Origin of the sequence: Clostridium ganghwense (assembly GCF_026735165.1) — a bacterium.
GTDB lineage: Bacteria > Bacillota > Clostridia > Clostridiales > Clostridiaceae > Clostridium_H > Clostridium_H ganghwense.
This window is the reverse complement of sequence record NZ_JAPQES010000001.1, coordinates 202,403-218,841: the sequence shown is the minus strand read 5'-3', so window position 1 is coordinate 218,841 and position 16,439 is coordinate 202,403. Positions and strand designations below refer to the sequence as shown.

Below are 16,439 nucleotides of genomic sequence, written 5' to 3'. Positions count from 1 at the left end.
GGATATAGGAAATATGATGGAGAAATTAAAAAATAATATTGATACTGCACTAGGTAATAAAAAAGCAGATGTTGTATTGAAGAATGCTTTTATTGTAAACGTATTTAGTCAAAGTATAGAAAAAGATGATATAGCTATTAACGGAGATACAATTGTTGGGATAGGCCAATATAGCGGTAAAAAAGAAATAGATTGTACAGGACATTTTGTATCACCTGGTTTTATAGACTCTCATGTTCATATAGAATCTTCAAAAGTCACTCCAGAAATATTTTCTCATATTTTGATAAAAAAAGGAGTAACTACTTGTGTAGCTGATCCTCATGAAATAGCTAATGTTATGGGCGAAGCTGGTATAAAATTTATGACTGACAATGGTAAGAAAAGTGTAATTGATATATTTTATATGCTTCCATCTTGTGTACCAGCAGTAGAATTTGAAGATAATGGAGCAATATTAAATTCAGAAGAATTAGCTCACTTTATCAATAATGATAGAGTTTTAGGTCTTGGAGAAGTAATGGACGTGCAAGCCGTTGTACGTAGAGATAAGGATATGTTAAGTAAAATATGTTTATTTAAAGACAAGATTATAGATGGACATTGTCCTCAAATCAGCAATTCATGGTTAAATGCATATATGAATTGCGGTATAAGTACAGATCATGAATGTACAACTCCTGATCAAGCACTTGAAAAGATTAAAAAAGGTATGTATGTAATGCTAAGACAAGGATCAGCAGCTAGAAATCTAAAAGATTTGCTTCCAGCGGTAAACAATGATAACTTCCATAGATTTTTATTCTGTACTGATGATAAAGATATAGTTGAGTTAGAAGAGAAAGGTTCTATAGATGATTGTATACGAATTGCAGTTGAACAAGGGCTAGATCCGATAAAAGCAATTACTATAGCAACCTTAAATGCAGCTCAATGTTATGGACTAAAAAGAAAAGGTGCAATTGCTCCGGGATATAAAGCAGATTTAGTTATTTTAGAAAATTTAAAAAATATTAAATCAAAACATGTAATAAAGAGTGGAAAATTATATATAAAAGAAGTTAATAATTATTGTAATGTAACTATTACACCATCAATGAATATAGAATGCATTAAAGAAGATGTTTTTAAAATAAAAGCTAAGTTTAATAAAGTAAATGTAATAAAAGTTATTCCAGATTCTATTGAAACAAAAAAAGAAATAAGGAAAGCATCTATAAAAAATGATTATGTAGAAAAAGTAGCTTCATCAGATGTACTTAAGATCGCTGTTTTTGAAAGACATAAAAGAACGGGAAAATACTCTGTTGGTTTTATTGAGGGCTTAGGAATAAAGGATTGTGCCATAGCTCAAACTATAGCTCATGATTCTCACAATATTATAGTAGTAGGTAGTAATGATAAGGATATGGAGGTAGCAGTTAATAGTATAATAACTATGGGTGGTGGAGTAGCTATAGTTTCAGGTGGTAAACTCATAGAACAATTGAGCTTACCAATAGGAGGTCTTATGACTTTCAAAGAAACGCAGTATGTAATAGATAAAATGAAGAGATTAAATGTCATATGTAAACAGTATGGTATGGAAAAAGATAAGGATATATTTTTAACTTTAGGTTTTATGGCTCTTCCTGTTATACCAGAAATAAGAATTACAGCTAGAGGATTATTTGATTTTAATGAAAATAAAGTTATAGAGTTATTTTGTTAATAAAATCGTTTGATAAAACTCAAAATGTGGTTAAAACTACATTTTGAGTTTTATTTTTACTGCATAACAAGTTTAGTGTATAATATACACATAGTATTAATTATGTAAGAATTTTACTGATATTTTCCGTGTGATTTTTTCAATATTCGCTATTAATATTAATTTCTATTAAGGCTTTGCAGAAGTAAAAAGTAAAAATAAACGTAAGGAGATGAAAAAATGAAGTCAATTTTAGGGGATATTCAACAGGTGGTAATGAAATATGCAAACATAATATCTAAGGTTTTAAAAGTTGAGGTGGAAATAGCAGATGTAAATTTAGTAAGAGTTGCAGGAACTGGAATATATAAAAATGGAATTAATAGGAATATGTCGGGAGAAGGATATGTCTATAAGACTGTATTAAAAATAGGAACTCCTCAAATTATACATAATCCTGGTGAAAATAAGCTATGTAAGCCTTGTCCAAAACTTCATAAATGTAAAGAAAAATTTGAAATGTGTACACCTATAAAACTTGGTAATGAAATTATAGGTGTTATAGGACTGGTTTGTTTTAGTGATGAGCAAAAAGAACATCTTATGAAAGATTTTGATACATACATGGAATTTTTGCAGCAGATATCAGAATTTATAAGCGTAACAGCATATGAAAAGAAAGAAAAATCCCGAAAAAAAACTTTATTAGAATCTCTTAACTTAGTAATAGATAAAATGGATAGAGGAGTTATTATTTTAAATAAATCCAATAGAATTACACACATAAACAAAAGAGCTATAGAGATATTAAATTTTGTAGATAATCATTTTATATATGAAATAGATGTTGAAGAGATTGCAGAAAGTGTTGTAGGAATGCATGAATACAAATTAACAATAGATAATCAGAATTTCCATATAGTTGGGAATCTTTATCCTATGAGCTTAAATGAGAATCAATTTGATAGAATGATTATTTTTCAAGATGATAAAAGGTTAAAGGATATAGTTACTGGGGTTAGTAATACAAGTAAAAATATATGTTGTGATGATATATTAGGTGAATGTGATAGAATGCTTATGCTAAAAAAGAATTTGAAAAAAATAGCATTATCAAGTTCTACTGTATTAATAACGGGAGAAAGTGGTACTGGTAAAGAAATGTTTGCAAGAGCAATACATAATGAAGGAAATAGAAAAAAAGAGCCTTTTATAGCAATTAACTGTGCTGCTATACCAGATGCATTACTAGAAAGTGAATTATTTGGATATGTAAAAGGAGCTTTTACAGGGGCCTCATCTTCAGGTAAAATGGGTAAATTTGAACTAGCAAACAAGGGTACGATTTTTTTAGATGAAATAGGGGACATGCCATTATATTTGCAAACTAAGATTTTAAGAGTTCTTCAAGATAGAAGAATAATAAAAATCGGTTCTAATAAGCTTATTGACATAGATGTTAGAGTAATTGCAGCTACAAATAAAAATCTAATAAAACTTATAGAAGAAAATAAATTTAGGGAAGATTTATATTATAGACTTAATGTTATTCCTTTTACTATTCCTCCTTTGAGAGAAAGAATACTGGATACAAAAGTTTTAGTTGGAAATTTCGTAGATAAATATACTAAATTATTGGATAAACAGTTCTCATCTATACTCATAGATAATGAGGTTTGGGATATTTTTTATAATTACTCTTGGCCAGGGAATATACGTGAGTTAGAGAATACAATAGAATTTATGATAAACATGTTAGGGACAGATGGAAGATTAACATTGGATACTGTACCTAATAGCATTATACATAATGAAAGAAAAATTAGAGAAAGAGATAAAGAAATATGTACATTGAAGGAAATGGAGAAAAATGCAATTGGTAAAGCTTTAGAAATTTATGGAGCTTCCACTCAAGGAAAAAAAGCTGCAGCAAAAAAACTAGGAATTGGAATAGCAACACTTTATAGGAAAATAGAGGAATATAATTTATCAAAATGATAAAAAATAGTATGGACAATCTTATAAAAACTGTTTATAAAAGGAAATAAAAACATAGTTATCAATCTGATAATTTTTATCAGATTGATAAGAGGAATTAAACCTAGCATGTTAAAAAATGTCTAAAATAAAGGAATGAAGAAATTGGCATAAATAATGCTAAATAAATTTATACAGTGGAAAGAAGGAGAGGTGAAAAAATGAAAGCATTGACTAATGCATGTATATTTGATTTTCAGAGTTTTAAGGAAAATTGTTATGTATTATTTGATTCTGAAATCAAAGAAGTTGGAAATATGAGTGAATTTCCAGGAGCTGATGAAATATATGACTGTAGTGAAACAATTGTAATGCCTGGACTAATAAATTGTCATACACATATTTATTCTACTTTTTCAAGAGGAATGAATGTGTCTTTTGATCCTAAAGATTTTCAAGATATATTAGATCAACTTTGGTGGAAATTAGATGGACAACTTGATAAAAAATCAGTTTATTATAGTGGATTAGTATATGGGTGTGAATGTATAAAGACTGGAGTTACGTCTATAATAGATCATCATGCAAGCGGAATAGATATTAAGGGGTCTTTAGAGGAACTAAAAAAGAGTATTTGTGATGATTTAGGAATGAGAGGAATATTCTGTTTCGAAACTAGTGATAGATTTAATATAGAAGAATGCATAGATGAAAATCTTGAGTTTGCTAAAAATAAAAGCGAAAAATATGCAGGGTTATTCGGAATGCATGCATCAATGAGTTTAAGTGATGCTACTTTAAAAAATATATCTTCAGTTATAGGAGATACTCCTATTCATATTCATGTAGCAGAAAGCAAAGATGACGTAAAAGATTGTCATGAAAAATATGATAAGAGTATTGTAAGAAGATTAAATGATTTTGGATTATTAAATAACAACTCAATTATAGCTCATTGTGTCCACATAAATGAAGAAGAAGCAGAGCTTATTGCACAAAATGGATGTAGAATTGCTATGAATCCAACTTCTAATATGAATAATGCAGTTGGACTAGCTGACTACGAAATGTTCAGAAAATTCAAGATTCCTTGTATGGTAGGAAATGATGGACTTGGAGTTAATATAACTAGAGATTTCTTAAATATAGTTTTTGCAATGAAAAATAGATTAAATGGTCCAACAAAATTTAATTTGGATGATTTAATTCATATGATAAATAATGGATATGAATATATTAGCAATATTTTAGGTGTTAATATAGGCAGAATAGAAAAAGGTTATAAAGCAGATATGATAACGATTCCATATAATCCACCAACACCGATGAATAGTGACAATGCATTTGGACATGTATTTTTCGGAGTCTTTGATAACTTTAAGCCAAGAGATACTTGGTGTTCAGGAAAATGCATGATGAAGGATTATAAATTGACTGTAGATGTAGACTCAATGTATTCACAGGCAAGCAAGGAAGCAGAAAAAGTTTGGAAAAGGATTAATGAGGATTAAATAAAATTATGTTAGGGGTGTAGAGAATGAATTTAAGTACTAAAATTGCAGGGATTGAATTAAAAAATCCACTACTACCTGCGTCAGGTCCTTTAGTAGGAGATTATGAAAAAATGATGACACTTGCTGGTTTTGGATTAGGAGGTATGGTTACTAAAACTATTTCGATTGCAGGAGCAGAAGTACCAAGACCTTGTATTATAGCTAATAAGGATAGCATTATGAATGCGGAACTTTGGTCAGAATATCCTTTAGAACAATGGCTAGAAGAAATTTTACCTAGTTTAAAGAAAGACTTAGACATTCCTCTTATAATCAGTGTTGGTTACACAAAAGAGGATATGGAAAAATTAATTCCAGTATTAGATCCATATGCAGATGCTTTTGAAGTATCTACTCACTATGTTGGAAAAGATTTAAGCTTAATAGGTGAAACAGTTAAAACTATAAGAAAGAATACTGAAAAACCTGTATTTATGAAAGTAAGTCCACATATGCCTGATCATGTTGCTTTTGCAAAAGTAGTAAGAGAAAATGGTGCAAGTGGTGTAGCTGCAGTTAACTCTCTTGGACCTAGTATGAAAATTGATATTGCTAACCGTAAAGTATTAGTTGGAAATGATAAAGGTGAAGTTTGGACATCAGGTCCTGCTATTAAGCCAGTTGCATTAGCAATAGTAAATAAAATAAAAAGTGCAATGCCTGATTTTACAGTGATAGGTGTTGGTGGTGTAGCTTCTGCAGATGATGTAGTTGAATTTTTATTAGCGGGTGCAGATGCTGTACAAATGCTTTCAGCAGCAATGCTTCAAGGAAAAGATTTATATGAAAAAATAGTAAATGATCTACCTAAAGCACTTGAAAAATATAATTTCTCAAGTGTAGAAGAAGTTAGAAATACTAAGCTTGAAAAAGGAAATGTTAAATTTGAGCCAGATCATCCTGTAGTAAATGAAGACAAATGTGTAAAATGTGGTCTTTGTGCAAAAGTTTGTCCATACTTTGCTATAAAAATGGAAGAAAAAATCAATGTAAATACTGAAAAATGCTTTGGTTGTGGATTATGCGAATCAAAATGTCCTACAAAAGCTATAAGTGGTGTTTTATAAACAATATTAGAGGGGAGTGATTTGTGTGAAAATAAGAGAATATTTAAAACCTACGACTCTAGAAGAGGCATACAATGCATTGAAAGATAAAAATGCTACTGTAATAGGTGGGGGAGCATATCTTAGATTGGGTGCTAAAGAAGTAGATACAATGTTAGATTTAAGTAATTTAGGATTAGATTTAATAGAAGATAAAGAAGATAGAATAGAAATAGGAGCAATGGTTACTTTAAGACAAATAGAGCAAAGTGAAGTTTTGCAGAAAAATTTTAGTGGTGCAGTTTCAAAAGCTATAGGAGCTATTATGGGAGTGCAAATTAGGAATATAGCTACAGTAGGTGGAAGTGTTGCTGGAAGATATGCTTTTTCAGATGTTATAACTCCCTTGTTAGCACTTGATACATATGTAGAATTACATAATGGTGGAAAGACTTCTTTAAAAGATTTCTTAGGAATTAAAGGAAAAATAAATGATGTAGTAGTTAAAATTGTAATAATGAAGGATAATAGAAAAGCTTCTTTCCAAAGTGTAAGAAATACAAGTACAGATTTTGCTATCTTAAATGCTGCAGTATCTAATGTAGGTGGAGATTTAAAAATATCTGTAGGAGCAAGACCAGGGGTTGCTCAATTAGCAGAAAAAGCTATGGAATTTTTGAAATCTTCAGAGTTAAATGAAGAGACAGCTGTAAAGGCAGGAAAGATTGCTGCTGAAGAATTGAAATTTGGAAATGATATTAGAGGATCATTAGAATATAGAACTGAGTTATGTAAAGCCTTAGTAAAAAGAGCTATTATGGAGGTGATATAAGATGAAAATCGATTTAAAGATTAATGGACTAGATAGAAAAATTGAAATTGAACCAGGTGAAATGTTAGCAGATGTTTTAAATAGAAATGGATATACAGTAAGAAAAGGCTGTGATACAGGTTCTTGTGGACTTTGCACAATATTATTAGATGAAAAACCAATATCATCTTGTTCTTATCTTGCAATTAAAGCAGATGGACATGTTATAACTACTATAGATGGAGTACAACATGAAGCTGAAGAAATAGCAAAATTTTTAGTAGCTGAAGGTGTAGAACAATGTGGATATTGTAGTCCTGGTTTTGTACTAACAGTATTAGGAATGAAAAAAGAACTTAAAAATCCTTCAGAAGAAGAAATTAAACATTATTTAGTAGGAAATTTATGCAGATGTTCAGGATATGTAGGACATTTACGTGCTTTAAAAAAATATTTGGGGGTGTCTGAATGAAGCAGATTATAAAATCTATCCCAAAGGTAGATGGTATAGGATTAATTAAAGGAAAACCAGCATATACAAGAGATTTAATTCCTCAAAATGCTCTTGTAGTTAAAGTATTAAGAAGTCCACATCCTTTTGCAAAGATAAAAAATATAAACACAGAAAAAGCTGAAAGTTTACCAGGTGTTGAATGTGTTTTGACATATAAAAATGTTCCAAGAAATATAGTTACTAGAGCTGGACAAGGTTATCCAGAACCATCTCCACATGATAAGTTTATATTAGACGAGTATGTTAGATATGTTGGAGATGAAGTAGCAGCTGTAGCAGCTGTAACAGAAGATCTTGCAGAGCAAGCTTTAAAATTAATAGAAGTGGAATATGAATTATTAGAACCAGTTTTAGATTTTGAAAAAGCTGTAGATAATCCTTCTGTAATACATCCAGAACCAGAAGCTCATGAGATGTTCCCAATTGGTTTTGATCCAAAACGTAATATTGCAGCAGAATATCATATGGGATTCGGTGAGCTTGAAGAAACATTAAGCAAGTGTGATGTTGTTCTTAAGGATACTTTCTATACACAAGCACAGGCTCATATGGCAACAGAAACTCATTCATCTTTTGCATATGTTGATTTTTATGGAAGACTTACAATTGTAAGTTCTACTCAAGTACCATACCATATTAGACGTATAGTAGCACAGGCATTAGATCTTAAAATTGAAGATGTTCGTGTAATTAAACCAAGAGTTGGCGGCGGATATGGTGGAAAACAACAAATACATGGGGAATTTTTGGTATCTTTAGTTGCTCTTAGAACTGGAAAACCAGCAAGACTTATTTTTACAAGAAAAGAAGTATTTGAATCAAGTTTCTGTAGACATGCTATGAAATTCAATATGACTGTTGGTGCTGATAAAGAAGGAAATCTTAAAGCTGTAAATATGGAATTGTTATCTGATACAGGTGCTTTTGGTGAACATGCATTAACTGTATTTATGCTTGCAGCTGCAAAGACACTTCCTTTATATAATAAAATAGAAGCAGTAAAATTTGGTGGGAAAGTTGTTTATACAAATCACACTCCAGCAGGTGCATACAGAGGGTATGGAGCACTTCAAGGAAACTTTGCTGTTGAATCAATGCTCGATCAAATAGCTCATAAAATTAATATGGATCCTATGGAACTTAGAAAGAAAAATATGATTAAAGAAGGAGAATCATCTCCAATATTTAAGATTATGGGTGAAGGTACTGAAGGAGTTGACATGACAATCGAAAGCTGTAAGCTTGATTATTGTGTTAAGAGAGGGTCAGAGTTGTCTAAATGGAAGGAAAAATTCCCAAGACAACAAGTTAGTAAGAATAAAGTAAGAGGTATAGGTTGTGCTCTAGCAATGCAAGGTTCTGGTATAGCTTATATTGATATGGCATCAGCAGTGTTGAAGTTAAATGATGGTGGTTTCTTTAACTTAACTATAGGTGCAACTGATCTTGGTACTGGTAGTGATACTATACTTGCTCAAATTGCAGCTGAAGCTTTAGGAATATCAAGTGATAAAATTAAAGTTTTCTCTTCAGATACTGACTTAACTCCGTTTGATTGTGGAGCTTATGCATCAAAAACAACTTATGTTTCAGGTAATGCAGTTTTAAGAACTGCTAAAAAAATGAAAGAACGTATAAGAGAAGAAGGAGCAAGAAAATTCAATGTTCCAATAGAACAAGTTGAATTTGATGGAGAATATGTTAAAACAGTTGATGGAAAAGAAAGTATTTCATTAGTAGATTTTTCAACAGAACTTTATTACAATTCAGAACAAAAACAATTATTAGTAAGCGATTCTTTCGTTCCAAAGGTTGCACCACCTCCATATATGGTAGGAATTGCGGAGGTTGAGGTTGATCTTGAAACAGGTAAGTATGAATTGCTTGATTATACAGGGGTAGTAGATTGTGGAACAACTATAAACCCTAACTTGTGCCGTATCCAAGTTGAAGGTGGATTAGTACAAGGTATTGGAATGGCTATGTGTGAAGATGTTAGATATTCACAATCAGGTAAGATGCTTACAAATAATCTTATGCACTATAAAGTGCCAACAAGAAAAGATATCAATAAATTGACAGTTGAATTTGCAGATAGTTATGAACCAACAGGTCCATATGGTGCTAAATCAGTTGGAGAAATGGGAATAGATACCCCACTTGCAGCTATAGCTAATGCTGTTTACAATGCTACCGGTGTAAGAATTACTACATTACCAATAACACCTGAAAAGGTTTTGATGGGATTAAAAAAATTAAATAAATAAGTATAAAATTGATAGGAGGGTATTACATGGCAGTAGAAGGAATAATTTTAGCAGCAGGATTATCCTCAAGAGCTAAAACATATAAAATGACTTTAAAGGTTGGAAACAAAACTGTTATCGAAAGAGTAATAGATAATATGTTGAGTGTATGTTCAAAGATTACAGTTGTGGGAGGCTATAAAATAGAAAAATTAGAGCCTATCATACAGAAGTATGAAAATGTTGAACTAGTTTTCAATGAAAATTTCATGGAAGGTATGTTCAGTTCTGTGAAAAAAGGATTTTCTTGCATTAAAGAAGAAAGATTCTTTTTTACGCCAGGTGATTATCCTCTTATTGATAAAAATGTATATAAACAGTTACTTGATGCTAGAGGGGAAATTGTTATTCCTACTTATAATAAGCGAAGAGGGCATCCAATATTAATAAAAAGCTGTTTAATTAAGGATGTATTAGAAGGAAACAAGTACTCAAATTTAAGAGAATTTGTAACAAGTAAAAGTCCTGTTTTAGTTCCAGTACATAATGAGGGGATATTGTTAGATATAGATACCATAAATGATTATAATAGGATATTAGAAATTAATTCCCAAAAAATTAGGGAGGTGTAAATTAGATTTATGAATAATAATATAAGTAAATCAATTAAAAGATTTGATACAGCAGATAAAATAGCAGGAACTGCTAAATATGTGGCAGATTTTAAATTTGATGACATGCTTTACGCTATGACATTAAGATCTACTGAAGCTAGAGCTAAAATTATATCAAGAGAGTATCCAGAATTACCAGAAGGGTATTTTATAGTTGATAAAGACGATGTTCCAAGAGAAAATATAGTACACGTAGTAATTGATGATCAGCCATGTTTTGCTGATGAGGTAGTAAATTATATAGGAGAACCTATACTTTTAGTAGTAGGTCCAGATAAGGGTAAAATATTAGAGATAATGTCTCAAATAAAAATTGAATATGAAAAAATGGATGCAATCCTTAATATAGAAGATGGTATAAATCCTAAAGAACCAATATTTGAAGAAAAAAATTGTTTTGCAGATTATAAATATTCAAAAGGAAGTCTTGAAGAAATAAAGGACAAAAGTGAATATGTTGTTGAAGGAGAATACGAGACAGGATATCAAGAACATATCTATTTAGAACCTCAAGGAGCAATAGGATTATATAAAAATGGGAAAATGACAGTATACTCTACAATGCAATGTCCTTATTTTGTAAAAGGTGCTGTTCAAAAATGTCTTGGTTTTGAAGAAGACAAAGTACAAATTATTCAGACTGTTACAGGTGGTGGATTTGGAGGAAAAGAAGATTTTCCATCATTACTTGGATGTCATGTAGCATGTGCAGCTTTGAAGGCTAAAAAACCTGTACAACTTGTATTAGATAGAAATGAAGATGTTGCTGTTACACCTAAGAGACACCCTTCTAAAATAAAAATTAAGAGTTATATAGATAAAAATCATAAAATATTAGGTATGGATGTAGATATAAAAGTAGATTGCGGACCATATGCTGGTTTATCTAACATAGTGTTACAAAGAACTATGTTTGCTGCAATAGGTGTATATAATGTTGAAAATGTATTTGTAAAGGGTAAATCAATAGCTACTAATAATGTTATGTGCGGTGGATTTAGAGGTTTTGGTGCACCACAAGCATTTGTAGGATTAGAGCTTCATATGGAACATATAGCTAAAAAATTAGGTATAGATTCTTTAGAATTAAAGATAAAAAATATGGTTAAAAAAGGAGACAAATCTTCAACAGGTGGTATTTTTAGAGAAAATATTTTGTTGCCACAAATAATAGATAGAATTAAAAAAATGTCCTCTTATGATGAAAAACAAAAACAATTTGAACAAGAAAGAAAAGAAGGTAAATTAAAAGGAATTGGAATGTCAATATTCTTCCACGGTGGTGGATTTACTGGAAGTGGTGAAAGAGACCACATAAAAGCTAAAGTAAAATTAGTTAAAAATCTAGATGCAACAGTAGAAATATTAATTGCTAATGTTGAAATGGGTCAAGGTGTTCTAACTTCTATGAGAAAGATAGTTGCTCATGCGCTTGAAATACCAGTAGAAAGAATTATTCATGAAAATCCTGATACAGATAGAGTTCCAGATTCAGGCCCTACTGTTGCATCAAGAACAACTATGGTTATTGGAAAGCTATTATATGATGCAGCTCTTCAATTGAAAGAAAGATGGAATGAAAATGATAGAGTTGAGGTTATGACTCAATATAAGCATCCAGAAGGATTTGAATGGGATGATGATAACTTTGTAGGAGATGCTTACAATTCATATTCTTGGGGGGCTAACGTTGTTGAAATAGAAATTGATCCTATAACTTATGAAGCAACTATGGGTAATGTATATGCTGTATTTGATATAGGAAACCCAATTGATGAGAGAATTGTTAAAGGTCAAATAGATGGAGGAGTACTTCAAGGACTAGGATATGCAGGGTTAGAAGTAATGACTACTAAAAATGGTTGTCTAGAACAAAAAAGTATAACCGATTATATAATACCAACATCTAAAGATACTCCAAAAATAGAAAGTGACTTAGTTAATGAGCCTTACTATAATGGACCTTTTGGAGCTAAGGCACTAGGAGAACTTACTTTTATCGGAGCAGCACCAGCATATGCTGTAGCTGTTGAAAATGCCATAGGTAAGGAAATTAACAGAATACCAATTACACCAGAATACTTAATGGAGGTCATGCAAGATGGAAAATAAAATAAAATTTATACTAAATTTTGAAAATGTGGAAATTGAAGTGAGTCCTGTAAAAAGATTACTTGATGTTTTAAGAGAAGATTTCAACTTGCAAGGGGTAAAAGAAGGTTGTGGAGAAGGTGAATGTGGAGCATGTGCAGTATTAATGGAGGGAGATATTGTACATTCTTGCATGGTAGCTGTAGGACAAGTAGAAGGAAAAGAAATTATTACTATAGAAGGTTTGCAAAAAACTCCAAGATATAAAGTATTAAAAGAAAGTTTTGAAGATGCTGGAGCAGTTCAATGTGGATTCTGTACTCCGGGAATGATAATTGCATCGGATGCATTACTTAGAAAACATCCAGATCCAACTGAAGAGCAAATTAAAGAAGGTATTTCAGGAAATTTATGTAGATGTACAGGCTACAATATGATTATAGAGGCGGTTAAGATCGCAGCTAAAAGAGGTGATGGATTATGGTAGCGGGATACAGACCCAATAATCTAAAGGAAGCTTTAGAGATAATGAATAAAGAAGAGTGTATAGTATTATGTGGTGGAACTGATTTAATGGTAAAAAGAAAAAAAAGTGCTGGTGTGGAACCAGGTTTTGATAAACCAGTAATATTTATTAGAGATTTAGAAGAGCTTAAACAAATTACTTTAGAAAACAATATTTTAACTGTTGGTGCTGCATGTACTTGTAGTAAAATTGCACAAAGTGATTTAGTTCCTGAATATATGAAGAAATCAGTATTATGCATGGCTTCTCCAGGTATAAGAAATATGGCAACTATTGGAGGGAATATCTGCAATTCATCTCCAGTAGGAGATACTTTACCACTATTATATGCTTTAGAAGCAGTTGTTGTATTAGAAGGTATTAATGGTAAAAGAGAGCTTCCAATAAATGAATTTATTACTGGACCTGGACAAAATGTAATCAGAAAAGACGAAATATTAAAAGAAATTAAAATAACAATGAAGGATTTTAATAAAGTGCTTCACAGAAAAGTAGGTACTAGAAAAGCTATAGCATTAGCTAAGTTATCATTTATGGGTCTTACTAAAGTAGAAAATGGCAAAATAAAAGATATAAGACTTGCTTTTGGAGCAGTAGCACCAACAATAGTAAAGAGCAAAGATATAGAAAATGAAATAATTAAAATGGGTACTATTGGAAAAGATAATATAAAAGAAATAAAAGATAAATATGCAGAGATAATAAAACCTATAGATGACCAAAGATCAAAGGCTAACTATAGAAAGGGAACATGCTTGAACCTATTAGGGTATTATCTAGAAGATTTAATGTAAATATTGTAAAAATAGACATAAATTGATATAATTGATTAAATCACAAAAAGCAAAAAAATGTTGCGCTCTGGAATAAAGCTTTTGTGGTTTAATCATTATTTAATTTTTGAGGTATTACAAATATCACAAAAATTAACATAGAAAGGATGAGGGGTATGATAGACATATATGAAGAAATTTATAAAATGAAACAAAATGGACAAGAAGGAGTGAGTGTAACAGTAGTACAGCGAAAAGGACATGGACCAGCAAATGTAGGTAAAAAGCTTTTAGTATATGCTAATGGAGAAAAAAAAGGAACTGTTGGCGGCGGCGAGTTGGAATACTTAGCTATTGAAAAGGCAAAAGAACTTATGAATACAAAAAAACACTATATGCAAAGCTATGATTTTTCAGGAAAAACTCCAACTAAAGATACTGTAAGTATTGATATGATTTGTGGTGGACTTGTTACTTTATATTTTGAATATATACCTGTTAATCCTAGAATATATATATTAGGTGCTGGTCATGTAGGAAAATGTTTAGCAGATGTTTTGATTAATTCAGATTATAAAACTACAGTAATAGATGATAGAGAAGAGATAGCAGAAGCTATTAATAAAAACCATGAAATAGTAGTTGGAGATTATGCAGAAAAAATCGGTAAATTAGATATTCCAGAAGGAAGCTATATCGTTATTACAGGTTACACTCATGAAATAGATTATAAAATTTTAAAGGCAGTATATGAAAAAGACTGTAAACCTAAATATATTGGCATGTTAGCTTCAAAAAATAAGGCGGGTATTATGGTCAATAAATTGAAAGAAGAAGTAGATAAAGAAATAGATTTAAGTATGCTGCATGCGCCTATTGGATTAAATATTGGGGGAGATACTCCAGAGGAAATAGCAATATCTATACTTTCAGAAATACAAGCAGTAAGATACAACAAAGACGGCAATAAGCATATGACAGAAAAATGGTCTATATAATTACAATAAATACTGTAAATGTCTCTAAACTAAAGTTTGGAGACATTTATTTTATCATGAATATACCATCGTTAGTTAATAATATTGTAATATTGTTTATCAAAATGATAATAAAAAGAACAATTAAGTATATAAAGTCTGTTATAAAAAGGATTTGGAAAAACAGTTATCAGTGTGAGAATTTTTATCAAATTGATAACTGTTTTTTCTATATAAAAGGATAAGATATGCATTTTACCCCTATTTTACAAGGATTACAAAGTTGGCATAAATAATGCTAAATATATATGCATAAAGGAAGGGAGGATTTAATATGAAACAAAGTATTAAATGGGTAAAAAATGAAAGAGCTAGGCAAGAAGGTGAAAAAGCTTCAGTAGATTGTCTACATGTTGAAGAACTTCAAAAAGTAAAAAAATTTCATGAGAGTTTTGATGTTTATTCAAAAACACCTCTTGCAAAGTTAGATAACTTAGCAAAACAATTAGGAGTTTCTCAAATTTTTGTAAAGGATGAATCCTATAGATTCGGATTAAATGCATTCAAAGTTTTAGGAGGATCTTATGCTATAGGTAAATTTATAGCAAAAGAACTAGGAGTAGATATAGCCGAAATGAACTTTGAAACACTAAAAAGTGAAGAAACAAGAGAAAAAATTGGTCAAATAACTTTTACTACTGCTACTGATGGAAATCACGGTAGAGGAGTTGCGTGGGCAGCACAACAATTAGGTCAAAAAGCTGTAGTATATATGCCTAAGGGATCATCAGAAATAAGACTTAATAATATTAAAGCAACAGGAGCAGAAGCTTACATAACTGATATGAATTATGATGATGCCGTTAGATTATCTTTGGAAAATGCAAATAAATATGGATGGAAGATAATCCAAGATACTGCATGGGAAGGATATCAAGATGTACCTTTATGGATTATGCAGGGATATGCAACAATGATGCTTGAAGCCGCAGAACAAATGAAAGAAATGGGTGTTGAAAGACCAACTCATGTATTTGTTCAAGCTGGTGTAGGTTCTCTTGCTGGAGCAGTACAAGGATTTGTAGCTTCTTATTATAAAGAAGATAGACCTATTACAACAATTGTTGAACCAAATGAAGCAGATTGTATGTATAGATCAGCATTAAATGGTGAAATCACAAACGTTACAGGTGATATGCCAACGATAATGGCAGGACTTGCTTGTGGAGAACCAAATCCTATTGGATGGGAAATTTTAAAAAGTTATAGTGATATGTTTGTATCATGTCCAGATAATATTGCAGCACAAGGTATGAGAATATTAGGTAATCCACTTACAGGAGACGATAAAGTAATATCTGGAGAATCAGGAGCTGTACCAGCAGGATTCTTACACACTGTGTTAACAGAAGAACGATATAAAGACATAAAAGAAGCATTAAAACTTGATGAAAATTCTAAAATACTTCTAATAAGTACAGAAGGAGATACTGATCCAGAAAACTACAGAAAAGTAGTATGGTATGGAGATCATCCTTATAAATAAAAGTATATTCTGACA

13 protein-coding genes are annotated in these 16,439 nt (G+C 30.9%); all 13 read left to right on the top strand.

Annotated features, from left to right (window positions below; translation table 11 throughout):
• Window positions 1-13: 13 nt before the first annotated feature.
• Window positions 14-1,711, top strand: coding sequence for an adenine deaminase (gene ade, locus OXH55_RS01045; RefSeq protein WP_268047548.1), 1,698 nt, complete (start codon window positions 14-16; stop codon window positions 1,709-1,711).
• A gap of 219 nt (window positions 1,712-1,930) precedes the next feature.
• Complete coding sequence (locus OXH55_RS01040; protein ID WP_268047547.1) at window positions 1,931-3,688, top strand: sigma-54-dependent Fis family transcriptional regulator; 1,758 nt, start codon at window positions 1,931-1,933, stop codon at window positions 3,686-3,688.
• Window positions 3,689-3,888: 200 nt separating this feature from the next.
• Complete coding sequence (locus OXH55_RS01035) at window positions 3,889-5,178, top strand: amidohydrolase family protein (protein WP_268047546.1); 1,290 nt, start codon at window positions 3,889-3,891, stop codon at window positions 5,176-5,178.
• A gap of 26 nt (window positions 5,179-5,204) precedes the next feature.
• Window positions 5,205-6,287 (top strand): 4Fe-4S binding protein, encoded by a 1,083-nt coding sequence (locus OXH55_RS01030; RefSeq protein ID WP_268047545.1) that lies wholly within the window; start codon window positions 5,205-5,207, stop codon window positions 6,285-6,287.
• Window positions 6,288-6,312: 25 nt separating this feature from the next.
• Window positions 6,313-7,098 (top strand): FAD binding domain-containing protein, encoded by a 786-nt coding sequence (locus OXH55_RS20080; protein ID WP_268047544.1) that lies wholly within the window; start codon window positions 6,313-6,315, stop codon window positions 7,096-7,098.
• A gap of 1 nt (window position 7,099) precedes the next feature.
• Complete coding sequence (locus tag OXH55_RS01020) at window positions 7,100-7,549, top strand: (2Fe-2S)-binding protein (protein ID WP_268047543.1); 450 nt, start codon at window positions 7,100-7,102, stop codon at window positions 7,547-7,549.
• Window positions 7,546-9,858: a xanthine dehydrogenase family protein molybdopterin-binding subunit gene (locus OXH55_RS01015; RefSeq protein ID WP_268047542.1), complete on the top strand. Its 2,313-nt coding sequence runs from the start codon at window positions 7,546-7,548 to the stop codon at window positions 9,856-9,858. Before OXH55_RS01020 ends, OXH55_RS01015 begins: the two co-directional genes overlap by 4 nt.
• 26 nt (window positions 9,859-9,884) lie before the next feature.
• On the top strand, window positions 9,885-10,469 hold the full coding sequence (locus tag OXH55_RS01010; RefSeq protein WP_268047541.1) for a nucleotidyltransferase family protein: 585 nt from the start codon (window positions 9,885-9,887) through the stop codon (window positions 10,467-10,469).
• A gap of 9 nt (window positions 10,470-10,478) precedes the next feature.
• The gene (locus tag OXH55_RS01005; RefSeq protein WP_268047540.1) at window positions 10,479-12,623 is read left to right on the top strand and encodes a xanthine dehydrogenase family protein molybdopterin-binding subunit; all 2,145 of its coding nucleotides are present in this window, start codon (window positions 10,479-10,481) and stop codon (window positions 12,621-12,623) included.
• Window positions 12,613-13,089 (top strand): (2Fe-2S)-binding protein, encoded by a 477-nt coding sequence (locus tag OXH55_RS01000; protein ID WP_268047539.1) that lies wholly within the window; start codon window positions 12,613-12,615, stop codon window positions 13,087-13,089. The genes OXH55_RS01005 and OXH55_RS01000 overlap by 11 nt, the downstream gene beginning before the upstream one ends.
• Complete coding sequence (locus OXH55_RS00995) at window positions 13,083-13,922, top strand: FAD binding domain-containing protein (protein WP_268047538.1); 840 nt, start codon at window positions 13,083-13,085, stop codon at window positions 13,920-13,922. Before OXH55_RS01000 ends, OXH55_RS00995 begins: the two co-directional genes overlap by 7 nt.
• Before the next feature lie 155 nt (window positions 13,923-14,077).
• The gene (locus OXH55_RS00990) at window positions 14,078-14,899 is read left to right on the top strand and encodes an XdhC family protein (protein WP_268047537.1); all 822 of its coding nucleotides are present in this window, start codon (window positions 14,078-14,080) and stop codon (window positions 14,897-14,899) included.
• Between the two features lie 313 nt (window positions 14,900-15,212).
• A complete protein-coding gene (gene dpaL / locus OXH55_RS00985) occupies window positions 15,213-16,424 on the top strand; it encodes a diaminopropionate ammonia-lyase (RefSeq protein ID WP_268047536.1) in 1,212 nt (403 codons plus the stop codon).
• Window positions 16,425-16,439: the final 15 nt, after the last annotated feature.